Origin of the sequence: Phycicoccus elongatus Lp2, assembly GCF_000367525.1 — a bacterium.
GTDB classification, from domain to species: Bacteria; Actinomycetota; Actinomycetes; order Actinomycetales; family Dermatophilaceae; genus Phycicoccus_A; species Phycicoccus_A elongatus.
Genome location: NZ_HF570956.1, coordinates 73,619 through 98,479, shown reverse-complemented (window position 1 = coordinate 98,479; position 24,861 = coordinate 73,619). Strand labels below are relative to the sequence as shown.

Genomic DNA, 24,861 nt, shown 5'->3' with positions numbered 1-24,861 from the left:
GGACCACGAGGGCCCGCCGTAGGGCGCTCGTCACCTCGACCCCGGCCCGCGCGGCAACGCGTTCGGCGACCCAGGCCAGCCCGGCGCGAACGACGAAGAGTGCCGCCGTCCACGACCCGGGCCGACCGAGGTCGCCGTGCCCGACGACCGCCACCGCCAGCGCCGACAGGGCGAAGGCGAGGGCGATCGTCGCGAACCCTTGGAGCACGCCCACGGCCGCCAGGACGGCGATCGGCGCTCGGGCCGTCGGCGCCGCCTGGAGCAGTCGTGGGTCGAAGGGTTTCATCGGGTATGCCGTGTGCCTCAGTGGACCGCGACAGCCTTGGGAATCTGGTGGGTCGAGATCCGCTTCCGGAAGGCCCAATAGGACCAGGCGGTGTAGATGAGCGCGATCGGCGTGAAGACGACGGCGGCCCACGTCATGATCTTGAGGGTGAGCGGGCTGCTCGCGGCGTTCTCGATCGTCAGCGAGGTGCCACCGTCCAGGGTGGACGGCATGACATTCGGGAAGAGCACCAGGAAGTAGGTCGCGACTGCCGTGGCGAAGGTCACGGCCGTTCCGAGGAAGGCCCAGCCCTCACGGTCCTTGGTGTTCATGTAGATCGCGGCCAGCAGGGCCACGGCCGCGAGCACGGTCGTGATCCAGCTCCACATGGTGCCCTTGGTGAAGCCGACCCACAGCAGCAGGACGACCGCGAGGCCGGCCGTGAGGAGCCCGACCTTGGTGGCCAGGGCGCGGGCGTCACGACGGATCTCACCGTCGGTCTTGAGGGCGATGAAGAGCGCGCCGTGGGTCAGGCAGAGGCCGAGGACGACGATGCCGCCGAGGAGGGACATCGGGTTGAGCAGGGTGAAGAAGTTGCCCGCGAACTCCATGTCCGCGTCGATCGGGAGGCCGCGCACCAGGTTGGTGAGCGCGACGCCGATGAGCAGCGGGGCGACGATCGAGCCGACGGTGATGCACAGGTCCCAGTTGCGCCGCCAGGCGTCGTCGTTGCGCTTGCCGCGGTACTCCAGGCCCATGGCGCGCACGATGAGCGCGACGAGGACGAGCAGGAGCGGGAGGTACATCGCCGAGAACATCGTCGCGTACCAGTGCGGGAAGGCCGCGAAGGTCGCGCCACCGGCGGTGAGCAGCCACACCTCGTTGCCGTCCCAGTGCGGGCCGATGGTGGTCAGCATGAGCCGGCGGCGCTTGTCGGAATCGCTCGCGTCGCGACCCTTGCCCAAGGTCGGCAGCAGCGCGCCGACGCCGAAGTCGAAGCCCTCGAGGACGAGGAAGCCCGCCCACAGGACGCCGATGATGAGGAACCAGAACTCGTTGAGTGTCATGTCAGTGATCCTTTGCGTGCCTCAGTAGGCAAACTGGAGCGGAGCGTCCTCGTCCGCCTCGTCGTGGGCGGTCAGCTCGACGAAGGGGTCGGCGCCACGCTTGACGTAGGTGAGGAAGAGCTTGACCTCGATGACCGCGAGGACGGCATACACGAGGGTGTAGACGACCATGGAGGTCAGCACCTCGAAGGCCGAGACCTTGGGCGAGACACCGGTTGCGGTGGTCATCAGGCCGTAGACGATCCACGGCTGGCGGCCGACCTCGGTGAAGATCCAGCCGAAGCTGATCGCGAAGACCGGGAGCAGGGGGTTCCAGATGGCGGCCTGCTTCCAGAACCAGCCGGTCGGTGTGCGCCCCTTGCGCGTTCCCCAGAGCGCCATCAGCGACAGGAAGGTCGAGACGAAGCCCAGGCCCATCATCAGGCGGAAGGACCAGTAGGTCAGCGGGACGACCGGGGTGTAGGTGTCGTCCAGGGCGAGCGCGCCGACCTCGGGGCCGTACTGCGCGGTGACCTTGGCAGCCAGGGCCTTCTCGCCCTCCCGGGCGTCGTTGATGCCCATGACCTCGCCCTGGAAGTCGCCGGTCGCGAGGAAGGAGAGCAGTCCGGGAACCTCGATGATGCGGGTCGCCGAGGTGCCGTCGAGGCTGCCGACGGACAGGACGGAGAAGGGTGCATTGGTCTGGGTCTCGTAGATCGCCTCTGCCGCAGCCATTTTCATCGGCTGGACCTCGGTCATGATCTTGCCCTGGATGTCGCCGGTGATGATGACCAGGACGCTGGCAACGAGGGACACCCAGGCGCCGATGCGGGTGGCGCGGCGATACATGTCGGCGTCGGCCGAGTCGCGGTGCTTCATGAGCAGCCAGAGCGCCACGCCCATGACGACGGCTCCACCGGTCATGTAGGACGCGGTGATGACGTGCGGGAAGGTGACGAGTTGCACCTTGTTGGTCAGGACGGCGAGGAAGTCGGCCATCTCGGCGCGGCCGGTGGCCGGGTTGAAGCGGAAGCCGACGGGGTTCTGCATGAAGGAGTTGGCCGCGAGGATGAAGTAGGCCGAGAGCACGGTGCCGATGTGGACCAGCCACATGCAGCCCATGTGGAGTTTCTCGGGGATCCGGCCCCAGCCGAAGATCCAGATGCCGAGGAAGGTCGACTCCATGAAGAAGGCGAGAAGGGCCTCGAAGGCCAGGGGCGCGCCGAAGATGTCACCGACGAAGCGGCTGTAGTCCGACCAGTTCATCCCGAACTGGAACTCTTGGACGATGCCGGTCACCAGGCCGAGCGCGAAGTTGATCATGAAGAGCTTGCCGAAGAACTTGGTCAGTCGCAGCCACTCCGGCTTGTGCGTGCGCACCCACATGAGGTGGAAGCAGGCGACGATGAAGGACATGCCGATCGTGATCGGCACGAAGAGGAAGTGATAGACGGTCGTGATGGCGAACTGCCATCTGGCCAGGTCGAGGGCGTCCACCCGGGGCCTCCTGGAGATCTCTACTATCGGACGTAGTAAACCCTACGACGTGTAGTAGACGCCGGTGACCACGGATTGGAGTATTTCGCCGGGTGGGCGTGTGAGGTGGGCCACGTGTGGGCCGCGGCCCGCCCGCGGCTCAGGTCAGCGGCGGGAAGAGCGCGGCCGGCGTGACCGTCGAGGCGCGCAGCACATCCGCCCGGTCGACACCGGCGACGCCGGTCGCCCACGCGACACAGTCGGCCACGGTCGCCGTCGAGCCCGCGATCGAGCCGGGTATGCCGTCCGCCCCCGTCAGGCGCGCCGTTCCCTCCCGCACGTCGACGGCGAGCTCGCCGATCCGGTAGGCGCCATCACCCAGCCCGGTCGCCGCCATGGCATCGGAGATGAGCGTGATCCGGTCAGGACCCACCGTCTCGAAGACCATGCGCACGACCTCGGGTCCCACGTGCACGCCGTCGGTGATGAGTTCGACGATGGCGTCACCCCGCGCCGCAGCGGCGAGGGCGGCGGCCACCGGCCCACCCGAACGGTGGTGCAAGGGCGGCATCCCGTTGAAGAGGTGGGTGACGACGGCCGGGCGACCGGTGGCGTCGGCGATCCGGCCGATGGCGCGGGTGACGAGGGCGGCATCGGCGTCGGTGTGCCCGACGGCCGGAGTCACACCCAACTCGGCACAGGCCGCGATGAACTCGTCCGCGCCGTCGCGCTCGGGCGCAAAGGTCACCATCCGGATCGCGTCGGGTGCCCCGAGGTCGGCACAGCGGTCGGCGAGCCGCGACAGGAAATCCGCGTCCGGATCACGCAGCAGCGTCGGATCGTGGGCCCCGCACCGTGCCGCCGACAGGTAGGGACCCTCGAGGTGGATCCCGAGCACGGTGCCGTCGGCGACCAGCGGGGCGAGCACCCCCACCTGCGCCCAGAGGTCGTCGTCGGTGGCCGTCACCAAGGAGGCCATGATGGCCGACGTCCCGCAGGCGCGGTGATGGGCAGCCGCAGCCCGACTCCCTTCCTCGCCGTGCCCGAACTGCGCGCCGACCGCTCCGTGACTGTGGATGTCGACCAGCCGCGGCGCCGCGTCACCGGCCGGTGTCCCGGTGAACGTGATCATGCGTCGGGGTAACCGGTGGGGTTCTGCGACTGCCACCGCCACGTGTCCGCGCACATCTGGTCCAGCGTCCGATCGGCCCGCCAGTCCAACTCGATCTCCGCCAAGTGGGGGTCGGCATACGACGTGGGGACGTCCCCGGGTCGCCTGGCCATCACGCGGTAAGGCAGGTCACGCCCCACGGCCGCGGAGAAGGCGGCGAGCACCTGCAGGACGGAGGCCGGCTTGCCTGTGCCCAGATTCCACATGTTCACCGGTCGCCCGATCTCGTCGAGCTTCTCCAGGGCGGCCACGTGACCAGCGGCCAGGTCCATGACGTGGATGTAATCGCGCTCGCCGGTGCCGTCGGCCGTGGGGTAGTCGTTACCCCACACATTGAGGAACTCGCGGCGGCCCACGGCGACCTGGGCGATGTAGGGGACGAGGTTGTTGGGGATGCCCTGCGGGTCCTCGCCGATGTCACCCGAGGGGTGGGCACCGATCGGGTTGAAGTAGCGCAGCAGGGCGATCCGCCAGGAGTTGTCGGCCGCGGCGACGTCCCGCAGCACCTGCTCGATCATCACCTTGGTCCAGCCGTAGGGATTGGTCGCCGACGTCGGCAACTTCTCCATCAGCGGCGGCTGCGCGGCATCCCCGTAGACGGTGGCTGAACTGGAGAAGACCAGTCGACGCACGCCGTGCGCACCCATCGCCCGGACCAGGCTGATCGTCGAGTTCAGGTTGTTGTCATAGTAGTCCAGGGGTCGTTCCACGCTCTCACCGACGGCCTTGAGGCCGGCGAAGTGAATGACCGCGTCGTAGTTGCCCGCGGCGACGAGGGCATCGGTGGCCTCTCGATCGCAGAGGTCGAGGACGTGCAGCGGGATGGTCGTGCCGGCCAGCTGCTCGATCCGGGGCAGCACCGTCGGCTTGGCGTTGACCAGGTTGTCGACGATCTCCACCTCATGGCCGGCCCCCGCCAGCAGGACTGCCGTGTGCGAGCCGATGTAGCCGGCCCCGCCGGAGATGAGCACGCGCACCTGTTCCTCCTCTGCCGGGCCCGAACGTCAGGCCGAAGCAACCCTACGAGCGAGCAGGGCCTCGACCAGAATCCGCTCGATGTCCTGCGGCGTGTTGGCGATGTAGGAGGTGCCGCCCGTGGCCGCGGAGATCTGCTGCAGGGCGCTGGGGTCGGCTTCGCCCATGCCGATGGTGATGATCCGCACGGGTCGCGAAGGATCCTTGGCCGAGTCGAGCTCGCTCAGCAACTGGTCGAGGCTGAGCCCGCCGCGCGGGTTGTCGTTGCGGCCGTCGGTCATCACGACGACGGAGTTGATGAAGCCGGCGTTGTACGACGAGGTCATCGTCGTGAAGGCCGCGAGCGTCGTGTCATAGAGCGCGGTGTCACCGCTCAATTGACCCTCGATCGTCGGGAGGGCGTCGAGGAGCACCTGGCGGTGGGTCCTGCCGGCCGTGACGGCATCGAGACGTTCGACCGGGGACAGTTCGAGCCAGTCCTGACTCGGACCTCCCTTGAGGGTCGAGAACAACCAGGCGCCGATCTGGGCGCCGTCGGGGAGGACCTGCAGGGCGTTGGTGCACGCCTGCTCCATGACCTGCCACCGGGGGAGCGTGGTGCCGGGCGCGCGTTCCTTCATCGATCCGGAGACGTCGAGCACCGCGAGCATGCGCATGTCGGTGCGGAGCACCTCCCACTGCTCGAGGGCTGCGGTGCGCTCGGTGATCGTCCCGAGCGCGAGGTCGGTGTACTCGGGTGCCACGATGCCCTCGATGGTCGGGCCACCGGACCGGTCGGGTGCACGGAAGCCCGCGCTGCCCATGGCCTCCCGGGCCTTCGTGGTGGTCAGCGCAGAGAAGGCGGCGCTGACCAACTGTTTGCGGGAGGCGGCGAGGTCGCTCCGGGCGAGAAGTGGGACGTCGAGGGTGGCGCTGCCCGCGGTCGGCATGAGGGGGCGCAGCACGCCGGGATGATCGCGCGTCCATGCCGCGAGGGTTTGCTCGGAGACCGGGAAGCCACCCTTGGTGGCGGTGTCCGCGGCCGTCGCGAAGAGGTCGCCGACGGTTGCGGCGGCGAACCGGGAGGTCAGCACGAGGTGGCTCGCGGACGCCGCGTCGAGGGTTGGGGCCTGGCCGACGCGGGCTGCGTAGTACGCGGTGCGGCTCGCCGCATCGACCGCGGGGTTCGTGACGCGGAAGAGACCCTTGTCGGTGAAGATGCCGGCCCAGGATTCAGGTGCCGTGGCGGCGCCCTGTAGTGGCGCCGCGAGCACGACCGGCGAGGACGCCACCGAGCCGGCGGACGCGTACGTCGTCCGTGAGTCGGCGGGCAGCAGATCCAGCCAGGTCGACGAGTCGGTCAGCCACGCCTCCGGGGCCTGCCCGGCACCGATGTTGGCCAGGACCGTGTCATCGGACTGGGCAGACACGGCATACCGCTGGCACGGGGTGGCGGCCGTGGCGGCTGCCAAGGCGTCGCGCGCCACCGATTCGAGCGCCGGGGTCACGACCACGGTGAGCGGGTCGCCGCCGCAGGCCCCGGCGGACGGGTTGGTCCCGGCGGTCGGGGAGCCGGCGGTGTGCGTGACGCGATAGGCGGCGACCCCGACGAGCAGCCCGAGCACCAGGGCGATGGAGACCAGCGATCGGGCCCCACCGAGGCGCCACTTGCGGGGGGGCGCAGCGTGCGCTCCGCCACTGCCGCGGACCATCGTCGGGGACTCAGTCCTTGTCGTCGCCGTCGGGCAGGATGACCGACAGCACCCACGAGACGAGCGTGATGACCACGGCAGCGAAGACCGCATTCCAGAAGAACTTGTCGATCGTGAACGCCAGGCCGAGCGGATCGCTGATCCACTCGGTCACCTGGAGCAGGAAGGCGTTGACGACAAAGGTGAACAGGCCCAAGGTGAGCACTCGCGCCGGGAACGAGAGGAACCGCGCGATCGGCCCGAGGATCGCGTTGACCAGGCCGAAGAGGAGGGCCACGAGCACGATCGTGACGAGCTTCGACGTCCACGGCTTGCCATCGGCACCCAAGTGGATTCCGCTGACCACGAAGGCCGCGACCCACAGAGCGACGGCGTTGATCGCCGTCTTGAGCACGAAGTTCTTCATGGGTGGGAGCCTACAGTGGCCCTCATGACGGGCTCCGGTTTCGAGGCAACCACCAGGGTGCACCTGCGCACCGCACTCGAGGCGGTCCCCGCCTACACCCCCGGAAAGCCCGCCGCTGCGCCCCCCGGCGTCACGGCATACAAGATCTCCTCCAACGAGAACCCCTACCCCCCGCTGCCCAGCGTCCTCGGCGCGGTGACGGCCGCGGCCGCGACGATCAACCGCTACCCCGACATGGCAGTGACGGCGCTGACCGAGCGGCTGGCCCGTGGGCTCGATGTCCCAGCCTCCCGGATCGTGACGGGGCCGGGCAGTGTCGGCGTCCTCGGCCAGATCGTGCAGGCGACCTGCGAGGCCGGCGACGAGGTCGTCTTCGCATGGCGGTCCTTCGAGGCCTACCCGATCCTCGTCCAACTCTCCGGCGCGTCACCGGTCATGGTGCCCTTGACCGCTGACGGCGGGCACGACCTCGACGCGATGGCTGCGGCGATCACCGACCGCACCCGCCTGGTGCTCGTCTGCACCCCCAACAACCCGACCGGACCGACCGTCGGCGCCGACGCGCTGGCCGCCTTCCTGGACCGCGTTCCCGACGACGTGCTCGTCGTCCTCGACGAGGCCTACCTCGAGTTCGTCACCGCCCCGGACGCGCCGGACTGTCTGGCTCTCCATCGGGAGCGTCCGAATGTCGTTGTCCTGCGCACCTTCTCGAAGGCCTATGGCCTTGCGGGCCTGCGGGTGGGGTATGCCGTGGCGCACGATCCGATCGCGGCTGCCCTGCGCAAGACGGCGATCCCCTTCGCGGTGAACTCGCTGGCCCAAGTGGCGGCGATCGCCAGCCTGGACGCCTTCGACGAGCTCGAGGTCCGCGTCAAGGAGTTGGTGTCCGAGCGGGAGCGCATCCTCGCCGCCCTGCGGGCACAGGGCTGGGACCTTCCGGACAGTCAGGCGAACTTCGTGTGGTTCCCGATGGGGGAGCGGACCGCGGACTTCGCGGCGGCGTGTCAGGAAGCCGGGCTCACGGTGCGCCCCTATGGCACCGACGGTGTGCGGGCCACGATCGCCGAGACCGAGGCCAATGAGCGCCTGCTCGAGGTGGCGGGCCCGTGGCGGGACCGCGGCTGAGCGGTCAGCTCGCCGTGGGCCGAATGCCGTGACGCCGAGTTGGTGGCGGGGCCGCGTCCGCCGGTAGGTTTGGGTGCACGCAAGGTGACACCCGCCACATCACGGCGGGAGTCCTCTCGCCGACCGGACCTGCTGCCGCACCAGGCGTGTGGTCCGCGAGGCCGAACGGTTCGGTGTCCCGTCACCCTCGGGCACCCGCAGACGTACGAGGAGTGCCATGAGCGACGACGTTGTCGCAGACGTGACCCGCGGCCAACTGGCCGGCGGGGTCGACCATCACGAGTCCACCTTGCGGAGCCGCTCGCGCGGCCCCTTCGACGGTGGCCCGGACATGATCCAGCTGCTGGACCCCGAGGGGCAGCGAGTCCTCCACGGCGGCGCGCAGGAGTATGCCCACCACATCGACGCCCTCACCGACGAGGACCTGCGCGGCTTCTATCGTGACCTGGTCCTGATCCGACGCTTCGACCTCGAGGCGACGGCCCTGCAGCGGCAGGGTGAACTCGGCCTGTGGGTCTCGCTCCTCGGGCAGGAGGCCTCGCAGATCGGCTGCGGGCGGGCGTTGCGGCCCCAGGACCATGCCTTCCCGGGCTATCGCGAGCACGGCATCGCCTGGTGCCGCGGCCTGGACCCGATGCGGCTGATCGCCATGTATCGCGGCGTCGACCGTTGCGCGTGGGATCCCAAGGAGTTCGGCTTCCACACCTACACGATCGTCATCGGCAACCAGGTGCTGCTCGGCACCGGCTATGCCATGGGTGTGCAGCGCGACGGCGATGTCGGCACCGGTGACCCCGACCGAGACACGGCCGTCATCGCCTTCATGGGTGATGGCGCGACCGCGCAGGGCGATGTCAACGAGGGCTTCGTCTTCGCCGGTGTCAACGACTCCCCGATCGTCTTCTTCTGCCAGAACAACCAATGGGCCATCTCCGAACCCAATGAGCGGCAGATGCGCTCGCCGATCTACAAGCGGGCCGACGGCTTCGGCTTCCCCGGGGTGCGGGTCGACGGCAACGACGTCTTGGCGACGTATGCCGTGACCAAGGAGATGCTCGACCGCGCCCGGTCCGGGCAGGGGCCGAGCCTGATCGAGGCCTACACGTATCGGATGGCGGCACACACGACGTCCGATGACCCGACGAAGTACCGCTTCTCGGCCGAGGTCGAGATGTGGAAGTTGCGGGACCCGATCGCGCGCTTCAAGACCTGGCTCGGCCACGAGGGCATCGCCGACCATGACTTCTTCGTCGCGGTCGACGCCGAGGCCGATGAACTCGCGTCGAATGTGCGCGAGGCGACGGTGACGATGGGCGACCCGGAGGTGGCGGACATCTTCGACAACGTCTACGTCGAGCCCCACCGACAGGTCGAGGACGACCGCGCCGTCCAGGCCGCATATGCCGCGTCCTTCGACGACGAGGGGGTGGCGTGATGGCTGTGCAGAAGATGACGATCGCCAAGGCGCTCAATGCCGGCCTGCGCGCCGCGATGGAGAAGGACCCCAAGGTCCTCATCCAGGGAGAGGACGTGGGCAAACTCGGTGGGGTTTTCCGGATCACCGAACACCTGCAGAAGGACTTCGGCGAGGACCGGGTCATCGACACGCCCTTGGCCGAGTCGGGGATCCTGGGCACGGCGATCGGGATGGCGCTGCGGGGCTATCGTCCCGTGGTCGAGATCCAGTTCGACGGCTTCGTCTACCCGGCCTTCGACCAGATCGTGTCGCAGCTGGCCAAGCTCCACTCCCGCTCGCGGGGTGCGATCAAGGTGCCGGTGGTCGTGCGCATCCCGATGGGTGGCGGCATCGGCGCCGTCGAGCACCACAGTGAGTCCAATGAGGCCTACTTTGCCCACACCCTCGGCCTCAAGGTCGTCTTCTGCTCGAACCCCACGGATGCCTACTGGATGATCCAGCAGGCGATCGAGACCGACGACCCGGTGATCTTCTATGAGCCCAAACGGCGCTATCACGAGAAGGGTGAGATCGACGTCGATGTCCCGCCCGCGCGAGACCTGTTCTCCGCCAATGTAGTTCGTCAGGGCACCGATGCCACGGTTGCGTGCTACGGACCCATGGTCCGCACCTGCCTCGATGCCGCGAAGGTCGCCGAGGAGGAAGGTAGCTCGCTCGAGGTCATCGACCTCCGCTCGGTGAGCCCCCTCGACATCGACACACTGACCACGTCGGTCACCAAGACCGGGCGACTCGTCGTGGTGACCGAGGCGCACAGTTTCGTGGGCCTGAGCGCGGAGATCGCGGCGGCCGTGACCGAGCGCTGCTTCTACAGCCTGGAGGCGCCGGTCATCCGGGTCACCGGCTGGAACGCGCCCTACCCGCCGTCCAAGATCGAGGAGCATTTCCTGCCGGACCTCGACCGGGTGCTCGACGGCGTCGACCGTGCCCTGGCCCACTGAGGAGGCAGCCCCATGACCACGCGTGAGTTCAAATTGCCCGACCCGGGTGAGGGCCTGCTCGAGGCCGAGATCGTTGAGTGGAAGGTCGCCGTCGGCGACGCCGTCAAGGTCAACGACATCGTCGTCGAGGTCGAGACCGCCAAGTCGCTCGTCGAGTTGCCGATCCCGTGGGCCGGCACCGTGACCGGCATCCACGTCGCTGTCGGTGACGAGGTCGAGGTCGGCACCGTGATCATCACCATTGATGACGGCGCCGAGGGGGCAGCCCCTGCCGACAGCATGCCCGCTGCCGAGTCTCCGGCGCCCGACACCGCTGCGGACGGCGCTGACGAGGAGCCGGTCAAGACCCTTGTCGGTTACGGTCCCAAGGCCAGCGGGACGACCCGACGAGCCCGCAGGACCCCCGCTGCGCCAACGGCGAACGCTGCGCCAGCGGCGCCGACGCCAGTCGGTGGCGCTGACGCGGAGGCCGGCGAGGCGCCCCGGCCGTCGGCCGCCGAAACCCGTGCCCTCGCCAAGCCGCCGGTGAGAAAACTCGCCAAGGAACTCGGCATCGACCTCGGGGCCGTGCCGCCCACCGGCGAGCGCGGCATCGTCACCCGCGCCGATGTGGAGTCGTATGCCGCCGGGCGGGCGAACCCCTCCGCAGCGTCTGCAGTTGCGCCACCCACAGAGGCATGTGACATGCCCCCCCAGAAGGCGCAACTGCAGATCGCGCGCGCGGGGTACGGGGGCGCGCGGCGGACGTCGGGGTGGGCCGCTGGCGATGACAGGGAGGTGCGGATCCCGATCAAGGGGGTGCGCAAGGTGACCGCGCAGGCGATGGTGGGCAGCGCGTTCACGGCGCCGCATGTGACCGAGTGGGTCCAGGTCGACGTCACGGCGACGATGGAACTCGTCGCGCGTCTGAAGGCAGACAGGGAGTTCAAGGACGTCAAGGTCACGCCGCTGACGATCCTCGCCAAGGCGATCTGCCTGGCCGTGCGGAGAAACCCGGGCGTCAACGCGACATGGGACGAGGCCGCGCAGGAGATCGTCGAGAAGCACTACGTCAACCTCGGCATCGCCGCGGCGACCCCCCGCGGGCTCATCGTGCCCAACGTCAAGGACGCCGACACGATGACCCTCCTCGAGTTGGCGGGAGCCATCAATCAGCTCACCGCGACGGCACGCGAAGGCCGCACCACGCCCCTCGATCAGGCCGGCGGCACCCTCACGATCACCAACGTCGGCGTCTTCGGCGTCGACGGCGGTACGCCCATCCTCAATCCGGGCGAGGCGGCGATCCTCGCCTTTGGCCAGGTCCGACGGATGCCGTGGGTCGTCGGGTCGGGCGCTGACGAGCGGATCGAGCCACGGTCGGTCACGACCTTGGCCCTCTCCTTCGATCACCGCCTCGTCGATGGTGAGCTCGGGAGCAAGTTCCTCGCCGATGTCGCGGCGATCATGGCCGACCCGACGCGCGCCCTGATCTGGGGCTGAGCGATGGCCGGACCCGACCGAGACCAGCGGGGCATCACCTTCCCGGCCGGAGCCGACGGTCGCCGCTCGACGTCGGCCTTCGGTCGCACTGTTGTCGCGGACGCCCTCGCCGGGATCGATCCGGTCGGCGCGGCAGCGGCCAACCGCGAGACCAACTGGCGGCAGGGCTATCTCGAGCACTTCCGTCGGTTGGTCGAGGCGGGTCTGCCGTCGGCCGACGCCGCCCTGCGGATTGCCACCGACGGACTGGGGTCCATCCACCGCAATCTCGAGGTCGACACCGGCCCGCCCGATCAGCCCTTGGTCACCGAGGTCATCGCGGGCACCGGCGACCCCGACAACGCCCTCACCCTCCCGTATCGCGGCTCGCGCCTGGCCGGTGACGACCTCCGTCGACGCGTGGATCTCTGGGTCGAAGGCGGGGTCGTCGAGCCGACCGTGCGCGACGCGGTCGAGCAAGTGCTCCACACCCGCGGCAGTCTCGACCCGCACGGGCGCACCTTCGTCGTCCTCGGCGCCGGTGCCGAGATGGGCCCTCTGCGAGCCCTCCTGCGCTGGGGCGCAACGGTCGCCGCGATCGACCTGCCGCGCCCTGACATCTGGCGCCGCCTCGTCGACGAGGCACAGGCCTCCCCCGGCCGCCTGCTCGTGCCCGCCCGACCCGGCGAAGAACCCTTGGAGCAGCGCGCCGGCGTCAACCTCATCGAGGAGGTCGGTCGCGCGGCCGACTGGGTCGCCGACCTCCCCGGCCCGATCGTCATCGGCAACTACGTCTACGCGGACGGCGCCACCAATGTCCGCGTCAGCGCTGCCGTCGACCTGCTCACCCAACGGGTCCGTGGGCAGCGGCCGACTGACGACGTCGCGCTCGCCTTCCTCGCCACCCCGACCGACGTCTTCGCCGTCCCCGGGGAGGCAGTCGCCGCGTCGGTCCGCAACTATGCCGAGCGCCGCACCTCCAAACTGCTGCGGGTACCGCTCCGCACGCTCACCGGCGGGCGCCTCCTCCAACGCAACTACCGCCCCGGCGAGGACCCCGGCATCAACGACTCCGTGGTCCTCCAGCAGGGCCCGAACTACCTTCTCGCCAAGCGACTCCAGCGCTGGCGTGCCGCCACGGCGCGCGCCGAGGGCACCCTCGTCTCCTTCAAGGTCGCGCCCCCGACCCGCACCCGATCGGTGGTCAAGAACCGGGCGCTCGCTGCGGCCTACGCCGGGGCTCATCGCTTCGGTATCGAGGTCTTCGAGCCGGGGACGTCCAACACGCTGATGGCTGCCCTTCTCATGCACGACCTGTCGACCGGCTCACCCACGCGCGGCCACACCTGGCAGGACGAGGCGTATGCCGCGGTGCACGGCGGCCTGTGGCGCGCGGCCTACGACCCGCGCAGCGCTCTTGGCCTGGCGGCGATCCTGGGGTTCGGTTCCGCGCGCTGACGCCGGTCGGGCACCATGTGCGGGATGCTCTCCGCCTATCGACCCCTGTTTGCCGTGCCCGGCGCCCCGCGGTTCATCCTCGGGGCGCTCATCTCGCGCGTCGGCGGGGCGATGTTCGGCGTCGCGGTCATCGTCACGGTCTCGAGCCGTCGTGACTCGTACGCCATCGCCGGGGCGATCTCCGCGGTCGGAGTGCTCGTCCTGGCCATCGCCGCTCCCGTCCTGGGTCGGCTCATCGACAAGCACGGCCAGCGCCGGATCGCCCTGCCCGCGATCCTGCTCACGTCGGTGGCCCTCTTCACCACTACCTGGCTCTCAGCGGTCGGTGCTCCCCTGTGGACCCTCTTCGTCGCGTATGCCGTGTCCGCCCTCCTCCCCGAGGTCGGCCCCATGTCGCGCGCGCGATGGGCGCACATCATGCGCGATGACCCCAAGGGCATGCACACGGCTTTTGCCTTCGAGCAGGTGGTCGAGGAGTTCGCGTTCGTCGTCGGGCCCGTGCTCGGCGTGCTGGCCGCGACCACCATCGCGCCCGAGGCGGGCCTGGTCCTCGCCCAGATCCTCTTCGCCGGGGGAGCCATCCTCTTCCTCGCGGCACGGAGCACCGAGCCACCGGTCGTGCCCCACGAGGACCGACCCCCCGGGCTGGCCATCAATCGGCCGGGGATGGTCATCGTCCCGCTCGTCCTCTTCATGGTCGGCGTCCTCTTCGGGGCCAACGAGGTGGTCGCCGTCGCGGTCTCCGACGAGCAGGGCCGCAAGGCCTTCAGTTCGACGATCCTGGCGGCCTTCGCCCTGGGCTCGGCGATCTCGGGGATCGTCGTCGGCACGCGCGACTTCACCACCTCCGTCATCAAGCGCTTCGTCCTGCTCGCCGCGGCCATGTGCGTCCTTCAGGCGCCGGTGCTGCTCAGCGACAACCTGTGGGCCCTGGTCGGCATCATGTTCGTCGCCGGGTCGGCCACGGCGCCGATGCTCATCACCTCGCTCGGCCTCGTCCAGCGCCTCGTGCCGCATGCACTGGTCACCGAGGGCATGGCGGTCGCGGTCACCGGCGTCCTCATCGGCATCTCCGCCGGCACCGCTGTCGGCGGGTGGCTCGTGGAGGGGCTCGGTGCGCACCCGGCATACGTGCTGCCCGTGGGCCCGCCGTTGCGGCGGTCATCGCCTATCTGGGGCGGGGTCGCGTGCGACAGGGTCTCCAGGGCGACGTCAGGGCGTGACGACCATCGCCTCGAGCACCTGAGCGGCCAACGAGGCGTCCCCGCTGATCTCGGCACCCAGTTGATCGACCGGCCACCGGCCGGCGATCCGCCGCATGAAGGCCCTGGTGTCGAGGGTCACCCGAGCGGCAGTCCCGTCGTCGGCACCCGCCGAGGCCTTCCCGATCGCCTTGCCGGCCTCGTTGGTCGCCACCGAGACGGTGAACGTGGTGGCGACCGGCCCGGTCACCTCAATGACCACGCGGCGCCCGTCGGCGAGCAGGCCGGCCTGGGCGATCTTGCGCGGCAGGCCCATCAGCCCGCGCGAGACCGACAGGGCGGCGGCGGCCGTGTCGAGTCCGCCCGGCACCCCGAGGGCTTCCCGGAGGTCCTGCTCGTGGCACCAGATGTCGAAGACCCGCATCGGCAGCACGTCGCCGTGCGTGGCCGGGCCGAAGGGGCTCGCCGAGGGTGATTCCAGGGTCTGGTCGGGCGCACCGAGATCGGCGAGCCGACGCTCGCGCACTTCGGTGAGTTCCTCGACGACGTCCTGCAGCGATCGGGCCCGTCGCCCCTCGAGGTACTTCTCGATGATCACGCCGAAGTCGTTGCGGACGTGCGCGTGCGAGGACACATCGTGGTCAGGAACCGGCTCGCCGAGGATCAGCGCCTCGATGCTCGCGACATGCCGTACCTGGTCCAGGACGGTCCACCCCGGGCACTCGGTCGCCAGCCCGGCCTGCGATTCGTCGAGCCCACCGGCCAGGTCGAGCACGGCACCGGTCGTCTGTGCGAAGGCCTCGACCAGACCGGACAGGTCGGTGGGCGGAGGCGGAGTGATGGTCATGTTCGGACACTACCTACGCTGGGGACATGCCGTCCCGAGGATCAGCGACCCGAGTCACGCTGGTGCTCGTGGCGATCGTGGCTCTCGCCGTCGCGATCCTGACGGCCTCCTTCACCGGAGCGACCGATCCGATCCTCGCCGCGGATGCCGGCGCCGTCGTGCGCTGGGCGCTCCCACCAGCAACCCTGCTCACCCACTTGGGGTCGGCCCTCACCGTGGGCCTCCTTCTCGTGGCCGCCTTCCTCACACCCGAGCGGGGCACCACGGATCGACGCCGCACCGCGTGCCGGTATGCTGTGGTCGCCGCCACACTCTGGGCGGCCAGTGCCGCTGCGGTCACGGTGCTGACCTTTGCCGACCTCGCCGGGTTGTCGCTGTCCGAGCCGGCGTTGTGGGCTCAACTCGGCGACTACCTCTTCAGCCTCGAGGTCACTCGCATCCTTGCCCTCCAGGTCATCGCCGCGACCGTGGTCGCGGTCATCGCCGCCCTCGCCCGGGGGCAGGCAGCGATGGCGTGGGGTGCGCTCGTCGCGCTCGTCGGCATTCTCGTCGGGGCACTGACCTCCCACTCCGGCGGATCGGCCGCCCACGAGGACGTCGTCAACTCGATGGGTGTGCACCTGCTCGGGGTCGCGGTCTGGGTCGGCGGGCTGGCTGCCCTCGCGTTGATGTGGCGCACGCTCGGGCGTGACCTGTCGGTGACCGTCGCTCGCTACTCGGTCCTCGCCGGGTGGGCCTACGCGCTGGTGGCCATTTCCGGTGTGCAACAGGCCATCCTACGGGTGGGGTCGTGGTCAGCAGTCACCTCGGCCTATGGCCTGCTCGTCGCGGGCAAGGCGATCCTGCTCGTCCTGCTCGGCCTGCTGGGCTGGCAGCAGCGACGGCGAATCGTGGCCCGCGTTGCCGAGTGGCCCGAGCGGACGCGGGCCGCTTTCGCGCGCCTCGCGATCGTCGAGCTCGTCCTCATGGGGTCTGCGACCGGCATGGGGGTCGCGCTCTCCCGCAGCCAGCCGCCAGTGCCCGACAGCCTGCCCCAGCCGTCGACCGTCCTCACACTCACCGGGTACCCCGACCCGGGACCGATGCTCGCCGGTGACTGGTTCACTGCCTGGCGCATCAACTGGCTGTTCCTGGGCATCGCGATCCTCGCCGTCGGGCTCTACGTCGCCGGCGTGATCCGCCTCCGCCGACGTGGGGATGCATGGCCCTGGTGGCGCACGGCACTCTGGGTGGCCGGTTGGCTCGTGTGGGTCTACTTCACCTGCGGCGCGCCGGACATCTGGGGCCGAGTGCTCTTCTCGACGCACATGCTGATGCACATGGGCGTGGCCATGATCATGCCGCTGCTTCTCGTGCCCGCCGCCCCGATCACCTTGACCCTTCGCGCGCTGCCCGCCCGCACCGACAAGACCTGGGGCCCGCGCGAACTCGTGCTGCACCTCGTTCACTCGCGGGCCCTCAAACTGCTGGCCAACCCGATCGTCGCCGCGACGCTCTTCTTCGTATCGCTCGCGATCTTCTACTGGTCACCGGCCTTCGAGCTGGCCCTCACGACCCACACCGGCCACCTGCTGATGCTTGCCCACTTCGTGCTCACCGGCTACCTCTTCGTCTGGGTCCTCGTCGGCACCGATCCCGGCCCGCCGCGCTGGGGCCCGCTCATGCTGCTCGTCATCCTCTTCGCGACGATCTCCTTCCATGCCTTCTTCGGGGTCGCCCTCACCGACAGTCGGACCCTGCTCGCCCCCGGCTTCTTCGAGCGGATCAACCTGCCGTGGGGCCCGGACCCGCTCGCCGACCAGCACACGGCCGGCATGATCGCCTGGGGAATCGGCGAAGTGCCCACGCTCGTCCTGGCCGTGCTCGTCGCAGCACGCTGGGTGACCATTGACCGCATCGAGAGCAAGCGGCAGGACCGCAAGGCCGACCGGGACGGCGACGCTGACCTCGCGGCATACAACGCCTATCTCGCGAGCCTGCGAGGACGAGGAGAGGACTGACATGGCGACCTTCACCGTGGCCGCGATCCAAGTGGCCTATGACGACGTCGAATCGATCGCCGACCGCATCACCCGCGTGAGTGATCTCGTGCGCGCCGCCGCAGCCGAGCACGCCGGCCTCGACCTCATCGTGCTGCCCGAGCTGTGGGCGCCGACCGGCTTCGACTACGAGCGCTGGAAGAGCGCCGCCGAGCCGCTCGGCGGCCCTTTCACGCAGACGATGTCTGCCCTGGCCACCGAGATCGGGGTGACACTGCACGCCGGATCCTTCGTGGAACGGCTGCCGGAGCCGGGCGCGGAGGCCAAGTCTCTCGCCAACACCTCCCTCGTGCTCGGAGCCGACGGCCAGGTTCTCGCGACCTATCGCAAGGTGCACCGCTTCGGATTCGGGTCCGGTGAGCCGAAACTCATGGAGGCAGGACGAGGCCGAGTGGTCCTCCCCCTGCCCTTGCAGGCCGGTGGATCGGTGATGGTCGGCCTGGCCACCTGCTATGACCTGCGCTTCCCGGAGCTCTTCCGGCTGCTGGGTGAGGCCGGGGCAGAGGCCTTCGTCGTCCCAGCGGCCTGGCCGCTGCCGCGCGTCGCGCACTGGACCCTCCTCGGCCAGGCCCGCGCGATCGAGAACCAGTGCGCCATTATCCAGGTCAACACCGGTGGGACACACCACAACACGGTCATGGGCGGGAACTCGCAGGTCGTCGCTGCCCAGGGCGAAGTCCTCGGCACCATCGACGGCAATGGTGAAGCCGTGCTCGTCGCCACGATCGACCTGGCCGCCCTCGCGGACTACCGCGAGACCTTCCCGGTGCTCGCCGACCGCCGACTCTGACGACCTCGGGGGAGTGCTCCCCATCGACGGATCGACGTGCCCTTGGTTGAGTAGTTGTCACCGGAGGGGACGAGGCCACCGGGACCGGCCGATCAGGGGACGCGCCGGACCCAGGAGCCGGGGGCGCTCGCGTTGGGGGACGCGAGCGCCCCGCCCTTTCCACCCGCCATCCTGCGCGGTGGAAGACCCCCGCTGTCTAAGGTTTGTCGATACCGTGACCGGGTCAGGCCCTTCGACCCCCAGCACGATTCGACCCCCAGGAGGTCCCACGTGTACATCGGTCTCGGCATCGCACTCCTCGTCATCGGTGCGATCCTCTACTTCGCCGTCACCGCATCGATCGGTGGCATCAGCATCTCGATGATCGGTGTGATCCTGATGATCGGCGGTGTCCTCGCGATCGTCCTCTCCTTCCTCCAGCAGGCAGGCAACCGGAGCCGTGGCATCACGACGACTCGCGAAACGTCCGTGGACCCGGGCAGCGGCTCGCGCATCGAGCGCACCGACGTCGACCCCCACTGAGGCTGTCGCACCCCACGGAGACTGTCGGCCCACACGCGACGGCGCCCCCACCCGGATCGCGGGTGGGGGCGCCGTGGTCTGTGTGACCGACTTCAGAACGCCGACTCGGGCACGTCCATGAGGCTGTTGTCGGTCGCCTCGGCGATGGTGCGCTCGGCGGACAGGCGGGGCAGGACGTTGCGAGCGAAGAACTGTGCCGCCGCGACCTTGCCGGTGTAGAAGTCCTTGTCCTTGCCGTCGGCACCGGCCTCGAGGGCCGCGAGGGCCACCTCGGCCTGACGCAGGAGCAACCAGCCGACGACGAGGTCGCCGGCGGCGAGCAGGAAGCGCGTGGTGTTCTGCCCGACCTTGTAGAGGTTGGTGACGTCCCCGCCCTCGGCGCGTGGGTCGGACTTCATCAACTCACCGACCATGGCGCCCAAGATGCCCTGCACGTCGTCGAGGCCCTGGGCGAGCAACTCGCGGTCCTTGTCGATGGCCCCGTGGTGGGCGCCGAGGTCCTTGGCGAACTCCTGGATCTGCGCGGCGATCGTGCCCAGGCTCTCGGCCTGGTCCTTGATGATCTTGCGGAAGAAGAAGTCCTGTCCCTGGATCGCCGTCGTGCCCTCGTAGAGGGTGTCGATCTTGGCGTCCCGGACGTACTGCTCGATCGGGTACTCCTGGAGGAAGCCGGAGCCGCCGAAGGTCTGGAGGGACTCGGTCCCGAGGAGCACCCAGGCCCGCTCCGAACCCAGGCCCTTGACGATCGGGAGCATGAGGTCGTTGAGCCGGCTGGCCTTCTCACCGGCCGTGCCCTTCTCGAGCGACTCCTGACCGGTGCGCAGTTGCTCCTGGTCGACGGTGTCCTGAAGGGAGGCGGTGTAGAGCACGAGCGCGCGCAACCCCTCGGCATACGCCTTCTGGAGCATGAGCGAGCGGCGCACGTCCGGGTGGTGGGTGATCGTCACGCGGGGCGCGTTCTTGTCGGCGGCCTGGGTCAGGTCCGGGCCCTGGACCCGCTGCTTGGCGTACTCGAGGGCGTTGAGGTAGCCGCTGGAGAGGGTCGCGATGGCCTTGGTCCCGACGAGCATGCGGGCGTGCTCGATGACCCGGAACATCTGGGCGATGCCGTCGTGGACATCGCCGAGCAGGGTGCCGACGGCCGGGGTCTTCTCGCCGAAGGTGAGCTCGCAGGTGGTGGAGACCTTGAGGCCCATCTTCTTCTCGACGTTGGTCACCTCGACACCGTTGCGCTCGCCGAGCTCACCGGTCTCGAGGTCGACGTGGAACTTCGGGACGATGAAGAGCGAGAGGCCCTTGGTGCCGGCGCTCGCGCCCTCGGGGCGGGCCAGGACGAAGTGGATGACGTTGTCGACCATGTCGGACTCGGCGCTGGTGATGAAGCGCTTGGTGCCGGTGATGTTCCAGGTGCCGTCCTCGTTCTGGACGGCCTTGGTGCGGCCGGCGCCGACGTCGGAGCCGGCGTCGGGCTCGGTGAGGACCATCGTGCAGTGCCAGCCGCGCTCGATGATGTGGGGCGCGAGGCGCTTCTGGTCCTCGGTGCCCAGGATGTGGAGGAGGCGCGCGAAGGCGTAGGACGCGGCGAACATCGCAATGGCCGGGTTGGCCCCCAGGACCATCTCGTTCATGCCCCACTTCAGGGACGGCGGGGCGACCGTGCCGCCCAGCTCCTCGTTCACGTCGACGCTCCAGAAGCCGCTGTCCTGGTAGGCCTTGTAGGACTTCTTGAAGGATTCCGGCATCGTCACGGCCTGCGTCGGCGGGTCGTAGACGGGCGGGTTGCGGTCGGCGTCGACGAAACTCTCGGCGAGTTCGTTCTCGGCCAGGCGCGCGACCTCCTTGAGCATCTCGCGAGCGGTGTCTTCGTCGAGGTCGGCGTAGGGGCCGTGACCGAGGACGTCGCCGCGACCGAGCACCTCGAAGAGGTTGAACTCGATGTCGCGCAGGTTGGACTTGTAGTGGCCCATGAGAGGGGTCCTTTCGGTGCGTCAGCAACGTTGCCTACTCACCAGTATCACTACCGGTCAGTAACAAATGCAAGACCCAGCCTGTGGGCTGGACCACAGGGCGTCCGCGTTGCACCGGGTGCGTGGTCGGTGCGTTGTGGTTCGATGCAGGCATGGTCTCCACAGGTGGTGAGGACGCTCTCAAGCGCGCGCGCACGGCGCTGGCCTCCGGGCGCCTGACCCTGGCCAGGGACATCCTCGAGGACCATGTCCACCTCCATCGGGACGCCGAGGCCTTCAAGATGCTCGGCGAGATCCGGCATCGGATCGGTGACCTTCCGGGGGCCGGTGCGGCCTGGTTCGCGACCTCGGCCAAGGGACCGATCGTCGACGAGGCGGTCGGCGCCTGGCGCACCAAGCACGACGACGACTTCGCGGCCATGTGGGCCACCATCCCTGCCTCCGCCCGACGCGGGGAGTTGACGCCGAAACTTGCCGCCCTCAAGGCGCGAGCCGAGGCGGCAGCGCCATCGCCAGAGCCATCCCCATCCCCATCCCCATCCCCATCGCCTGCTCCGGCGTCGACGGCGCGCGCGAAGGCCCCGAAGAAGGTCGCCCCCGAGCCCGCCGCGACGGCGCCCCCCGTTGCCGTGCCCCAGGCCAGGGCAGCCGATCCCGTGCGCGCTCCACGCACGGACGAGGCAGCTGCCGACCGCAGCGTCCCCGAGGCCCAGAGCGGATTCGACGCGGCCAAGGTCATCGCCTGGGTGCTCGCGGCCCTCTTCGTCGTGTGTGCCGTTGTCGGTCTGATCACGATCCTGCAATGGCTGGTCCCGGGGACCTGACGCCGGTCCGCCCACCCGCGGGGCCGGGTCGGGCTGCCCGCATCCGGCATGCCCTGCCTCTGGCTGCCCTCCCGGTTGCGCCGCTCCAAGGCGCCTGGGTGACTCGCCGGGTGCCCCGCTTCGCCGACGCCGATGGACGCACGGGCGTGGTCGGCTCCGGAGATCGCACGCTGCGGCTCGTCGTCCTCGGGGACAGCGTCGCGGCGGGGTATGCCGTGCCCCACCACCGCTCCACCGTCACCGGCGCGCTCGCCACCCGCCTCTCCGAACGGTATGCCGCGGTCGTCGAATGGTCGGTCGTCGCCACCACGGGGTTCACGGCCGGCGAGGCGACCGGCCTGGTTCGCGACCCGGCGGCAGCGGCCACCTTCGCCGAGGCCGATGTCGTCTTCCTCTCGATCGGCGTCAACGACACCAAGAACCTGCACTCGGCGGCCCGCTTCCGCCGAGAACTGGGCGGCCTGCTCGACGCGGTGCTGGACCAAGCACCCCGCGCCGAGGTGCTCGTGCTCGGCATACCACCGCTCGATCAATTGCCGGCCGTGCCGCGGCCCCTCGCCGACGCCCTCGGCTGGCGTGGGCGGATCTTCGATCGGATCAGTGCGCAGGAGTGCGAGCGCCGCGATCGAGTGCACCGCCTGTGGCCGGCGAACGTGCTGATGCGCGAGATGTTCGCGGGCGACGGCTTCCATCCCTCGGAGTTGTTGCACGCGATGTTCGCCGATGCCGCGATCGACGCGTTGACCCCCTGACCGAAGCGGCACGTATCAACCGGGTCGCCCAATCCTCTGTCCGGTGTCATCACCCACACCAACTCAGGGGGAACAGCAATGCACAAGCACATCGACGATCCGTGTTTCGTCGCCCCGGCGCCGGAGTTGCGCGACAAGCTCGACGCTGAGCTGACCCGGCTGCGCAAGCGCAAGACCGGTGTCGCCGACGCCCTCGGCACCTCCAAGGAGCCGCGAGCCCTCGGCCTCAACGACGGCCTGATCATGCCGCCGGACTCGTTCCCGTTCGGGACGCCCGAGACGGTCATGCGGGCCAGCGCTCTCGAGCGGGCACCATTGCGGGGAGCGGTGCGGGTCATCGTCGTCCTCGCCGACACGTCCGACAAGCCGATGACGCGCACGGCACAGTCCTTCCGCGACCTCTTCTTCTCGACCGGCGTGGTCCCGACGGGGAGTGTCCGGGAGTACTTCCGTGAGGTCAGCAACGGCCTGGTCGACGTCGTCGGCGAGGTCGTCGGGCCCTACCGCCTCCCGCAGACCATGGCTTGGTATGCCAACGGCAACTTCGGCATCGGCCGTCCCTCGGGCACCACCCGCGCCCGCGACATGGCCGCCCACGCGCTCGCGCTCGCCGACCCGCACGTGAGCTTCGGACCCTACGACAACGACGGCAACGGCTATGTCGACGCCTTCATCGTCGTCCACTCCGGCCGCGGCGGTGAGGAGACCGGCAACAGCGGCGACATCTGGTCGCACAAGTGGGTCCTGCCCAGCCAGGTGACGACCGACACCACGAAGGTCTACGGCTACCTCACCATCCCCGAGGACGCCAAGCTCGGGGTCTCCGCCCACGAGCTGGGCCACCTCCTCTTCGGTTTCCCGGACCTCTACGACACCGACAACACGTCCGAGGGCGTGGGCAACTGGTGCCTCATGGGCGGCGGCTCGTGGAACGGTGGGGGCAACACCCCGGCCCACCCGTCGGCGTGGTGCAAGGCCAACCAGGGCTGGGTCACCGTCAACAACATCACCGCCAACGGGACGATCAGCATCCCGGACGTCAAGTCCTCGCACCAGGTGCACCGACTCTGGAAGGACGGCGCCGCCGGCCCCGAGTACTTCCTCCTCGAGAACCGGCAGAAGACCGGCTTCGACGCCCAGCTCCCGGGCGGTGGCCTGCTCCTCTGGCACGTCGACGAGAACAAGCCGACGAACACCGACGAGAACCACTACAAGGTGGGGCTGCTCCAGGCCGACGGCCTGCGCCAGCTGGAGACCGCGGCCAACCGCGGCGACGCCGGCGACCCCTTCCCGGGGAGCCGCAACGTCACGAGTTGCTCCGGGACGACGACGCCCAACACCAACTCCTTCACCGGTCAGGCGACCGAGGTCTCGGTCACGGCGATCTCGCCGTCGGCCGCGACGATGACCGCGAACGTCACCGTCCGCGCCGGCAAGGGCATCGTCAAGGAGATCGCGAAGGAGATCCGCAAGGAGATCGCCAAGGAGGGCGCCAAGGACACCAAGGACCTCGGCGACACCAAGGTCGCGGTCAAGGACGCCAAGGACATCAAGGAGATCCGCAAGGAGATCGCCAAGGACATCCGCAAGGACGTCAAGGAGAACGTCAAGGAGCTCAAGGACCAGCGCAAGGACATCCGCGAGAAGATCCTTGACAACCGGTGGGACTGGGGCCGGTTCGGCACGACGGACGACGCCGGGTATGCCGCGGGCGACCCCGTGGCCATGGCCGTCGGTCTCCTCGAGCAGGCGATCGCCCTCCTCACCGGGGGCGGCGAGGGTGGCGAGCCCGGTGCCGGTGCGGCATACGGTGCAGCAGAGCCGTTCATCGACGCCACGCTCCGCCCCGACCTCGTCGGCAGCCCGACCTACGAGGACGCCAGCAAGGGGATGGCCGAGGGTGACGCCGCGGCCAAGCGGCACTACGACGCGGCGCCGCAGGGCTGACCGATGTCGCTCGTCGTCATCCTGCCCGGCCCCGAGGACCTCGGGGCCGGGCAGGTCGCGTCCGCGATTCGGCGCGGCGGCGCCGAGGTCCTCGTCGTCCCGGGACCGGTCCTCGAGGCCGCCCACTGGGAGCACCGGGTTGCCGACGGCCAGTCGCGCACCCTCGTGCGGTTGCCGGACGGCACCGTCCTCGACGACGCCTCGGTCGGGGCGGTGCTCAACCGGCTCCCCGGCGCCTCGGTCCGCCGCTTCGCGCACAGCCCGGAGCGGGACCGGTCGTATGCCGCGGCCGAGTGGGAGGCCCTCCTCCTCGCCTGGCTGAGCGCCATGGGGGAGCGGGTCATCGGGTGCCCGACGCCCGCCGTCATCAGCCTCGGGCCCTCCGCGCCGGGTGCCGAGCTCCGCTGGCTGGCGTGGGGTCGGCGGTGCGGGCTGCTCGGGCCGCGCGCCCTCGTGGCGCCCCACCCGGTCTGGCGGGG

20 protein-coding genes and 2 pseudogenes are annotated in these 24,861 nt (G+C 69.5%); 13 read left to right on the top strand and 9 right to left on the bottom strand.

What is annotated here, in order from left to right:
* From BN10_RS17045 to BN10_RS00450, 7 genes and pseudogenes are all read right to left on the bottom strand, one after another.
* Positions 1–286 (bottom strand): annotated as a pseudogene (locus BN10_RS17045) (thiol reductant ABC exporter subunit CydD); the annotation flags it as partial.
* A gap of 17 nt (positions 287–303) precedes the next feature.
* Positions 304–1,332, bottom strand: a complete 1,029-nt coding sequence (gene cydB / locus BN10_RS00475) for a cytochrome d ubiquinol oxidase subunit II (RefSeq protein ID WP_010849167.1) — start codon at positions 1,330–1,332, stop codon at positions 304–306.
* Between the two features lie 21 nt (positions 1,333–1,353).
* Complete coding sequence (locus BN10_RS00470; protein WP_010849166.1) at positions 1,354–2,808, bottom strand: cytochrome ubiquinol oxidase subunit I; 1,455 nt, start codon at positions 2,806–2,808, stop codon at positions 1,354–1,356.
* Between the two features lie 139 nt (positions 2,809–2,947).
* Positions 2,948–3,919, bottom strand: coding sequence for an N-acetylglucosamine-6-phosphate deacetylase (locus BN10_RS00465; protein ID WP_010849165.1), 972 nt, complete (start codon positions 3,917–3,919; stop codon positions 2,948–2,950).
* Positions 3,916–4,935 (bottom strand): UDP-glucose 4-epimerase GalE, encoded by a 1,020-nt coding sequence (gene galE / locus BN10_RS00460; RefSeq protein ID WP_010849164.1) that lies wholly within the window; start codon positions 4,933–4,935, stop codon positions 3,916–3,918. Before galE ends, BN10_RS00465 begins: the two co-directional genes overlap by 4 nt.
* Positions 4,936–4,962: 27 nt before the next feature.
* The gene (locus tag BN10_RS15415) at positions 4,963–6,624 is read right to left on the bottom strand and encodes a VWA domain-containing protein (RefSeq protein WP_010849163.1); all 1,662 of its coding nucleotides are present in this window, start codon (positions 6,622–6,624) and stop codon (positions 4,963–4,965) included.
* Between the two features lie 10 nt (positions 6,625–6,634).
* Positions 6,635–7,030 carry a phage holin family protein gene (locus tag BN10_RS00450; RefSeq protein WP_010849162.1) on the bottom strand — a complete coding sequence of 132 codons (396 nt, stop codon included), beginning with the start codon at positions 7,028–7,030 and terminating at the stop codon, positions 6,635–6,637.
* A 24-nt stretch (positions 7,031–7,054) separates the two neighbouring features.
* Here BN10_RS00450 and hisC point away from each other — a divergent pair, with 24 nt between their 5' ends.
* The 6 genes and pseudogenes from hisC to BN10_RS18160 form a co-directional block, all read left to right on the top strand.
* Positions 7,055–8,155 (top strand): histidinol-phosphate transaminase, encoded by a 1,101-nt coding sequence (gene hisC / locus BN10_RS00445; RefSeq protein WP_010849161.1) that lies wholly within the window; start codon positions 7,055–7,057, stop codon positions 8,153–8,155.
* Between the two features lie 217 nt (positions 8,156–8,372).
* Entirely contained in the window at positions 8,373–9,590 is a 1,218-nt protein-coding gene (locus BN10_RS00440; protein WP_010849160.1) for a thiamine pyrophosphate-dependent dehydrogenase E1 component subunit alpha, read from the top strand.
* On the top strand, positions 9,590–10,573 hold the full coding sequence (locus BN10_RS00435; protein WP_010849159.1) for an alpha-ketoacid dehydrogenase subunit beta: 984 nt from the start codon (positions 9,590–9,592) through the stop codon (positions 10,571–10,573). Before BN10_RS00440 ends, BN10_RS00435 begins: the two co-directional genes overlap by 1 nt.
* Before the next feature lie 12 nt (positions 10,574–10,585).
* Complete coding sequence (locus BN10_RS00430; RefSeq protein WP_010849158.1) at positions 10,586–12,055, top strand: dihydrolipoamide acetyltransferase family protein; 1,470 nt, start codon at positions 10,586–10,588, stop codon at positions 12,053–12,055.
* A 3-nt stretch (positions 12,056–12,058) separates the two neighbouring features.
* Positions 12,059–13,492: a hypothetical protein gene (locus BN10_RS00425; protein WP_010849157.1), complete on the top strand. Its 1,434-nt coding sequence runs from the start codon at positions 12,059–12,061 to the stop codon at positions 13,490–13,492.
* Positions 13,493–13,507: 15 nt separating this feature from the next.
* Positions 13,508–14,356 (top strand): annotated as a pseudogene (locus tag BN10_RS18160) (MFS transporter); the annotation flags it as partial.
* A gap of 348 nt (positions 14,357–14,704) precedes the next feature.
* Here BN10_RS18160 and BN10_RS18155 read toward each other — a convergent pair.
* Positions 14,705–15,541: a maleylpyruvate isomerase family mycothiol-dependent enzyme gene (locus BN10_RS18155; protein WP_010849155.1), complete on the bottom strand. Its 837-nt coding sequence runs from the start codon at positions 15,539–15,541 to the stop codon at positions 14,705–14,707.
* Positions 15,542–15,567: 26 nt separating this feature from the next.
* On the opposite strand from BN10_RS18155, the gene BN10_RS00415 reads away from it, so the two are divergent.
* The 3 genes from BN10_RS00415 (at position 15,568) to BN10_RS00405 (ending at position 18,892) form a co-directional block, all read left to right on the top strand.
* On the top strand, positions 15,568–17,541 hold the full coding sequence (locus BN10_RS00415) for a cytochrome c oxidase assembly protein (protein WP_010849154.1): 1,974 nt from the start codon (positions 15,568–15,570) through the stop codon (positions 17,539–17,541).
* 1 nt (position 17,542) lies between these two features.
* Positions 17,543–18,370: a carbon-nitrogen family hydrolase gene (locus BN10_RS00410; RefSeq protein WP_010849153.1), complete on the top strand. Its 828-nt coding sequence runs from the start codon at positions 17,543–17,545 to the stop codon at positions 18,368–18,370.
* A 270-nt stretch (positions 18,371–18,640) separates the two neighbouring features.
* Positions 18,641–18,892, top strand: coding sequence for a DUF6458 family protein (locus BN10_RS00405; RefSeq protein ID WP_010849152.1), 252 nt, complete (start codon positions 18,641–18,643; stop codon positions 18,890–18,892).
* A gap of 92 nt (positions 18,893–18,984) precedes the next feature.
* On the opposite strand, the gene BN10_RS00400 is transcribed toward BN10_RS00405, so the two are convergent.
* Complete coding sequence (locus BN10_RS00400; protein ID WP_010849151.1) at positions 18,985–20,859, bottom strand: acyl-CoA dehydrogenase; 1,875 nt, start codon at positions 20,857–20,859, stop codon at positions 18,985–18,987.
* Between the two features lie 152 nt (positions 20,860–21,011).
* Between BN10_RS00400 and BN10_RS00395 the strand changes: the two genes are divergently transcribed.
* The 4 genes from BN10_RS00395 to BN10_RS17040 all read left to right on the top strand — a co-directional run.
* Positions 21,012–21,683: a hypothetical protein gene (locus BN10_RS00395; RefSeq protein WP_156917077.1), complete on the top strand. Its 672-nt coding sequence runs from the start codon at positions 21,012–21,014 to the stop codon at positions 21,681–21,683.
* Entirely contained in the window at positions 21,662–22,435 is a 774-nt protein-coding gene (locus BN10_RS00390) for an SGNH/GDSL hydrolase family protein (RefSeq protein WP_084310835.1), read from the top strand. The genes BN10_RS00395 and BN10_RS00390 overlap by 22 nt, the downstream gene beginning before the upstream one ends.
* 78 nt (positions 22,436–22,513) lie before the next feature.
* Positions 22,514–24,382 carry a M6 family metalloprotease domain-containing protein gene (locus BN10_RS00385; RefSeq protein WP_010849148.1) on the top strand — a complete coding sequence of 623 codons (1,869 nt, stop codon included), beginning with the start codon at positions 22,514–22,516 and terminating at the stop codon, positions 24,380–24,382.
* A 3-nt stretch (positions 24,383–24,385) separates the two neighbouring features.
* On the top strand, positions 24,386–24,861 hold a 476-nt coding region (locus BN10_RS17040; RefSeq protein ID WP_198013974.1), incomplete at its 3' end, for a hypothetical protein.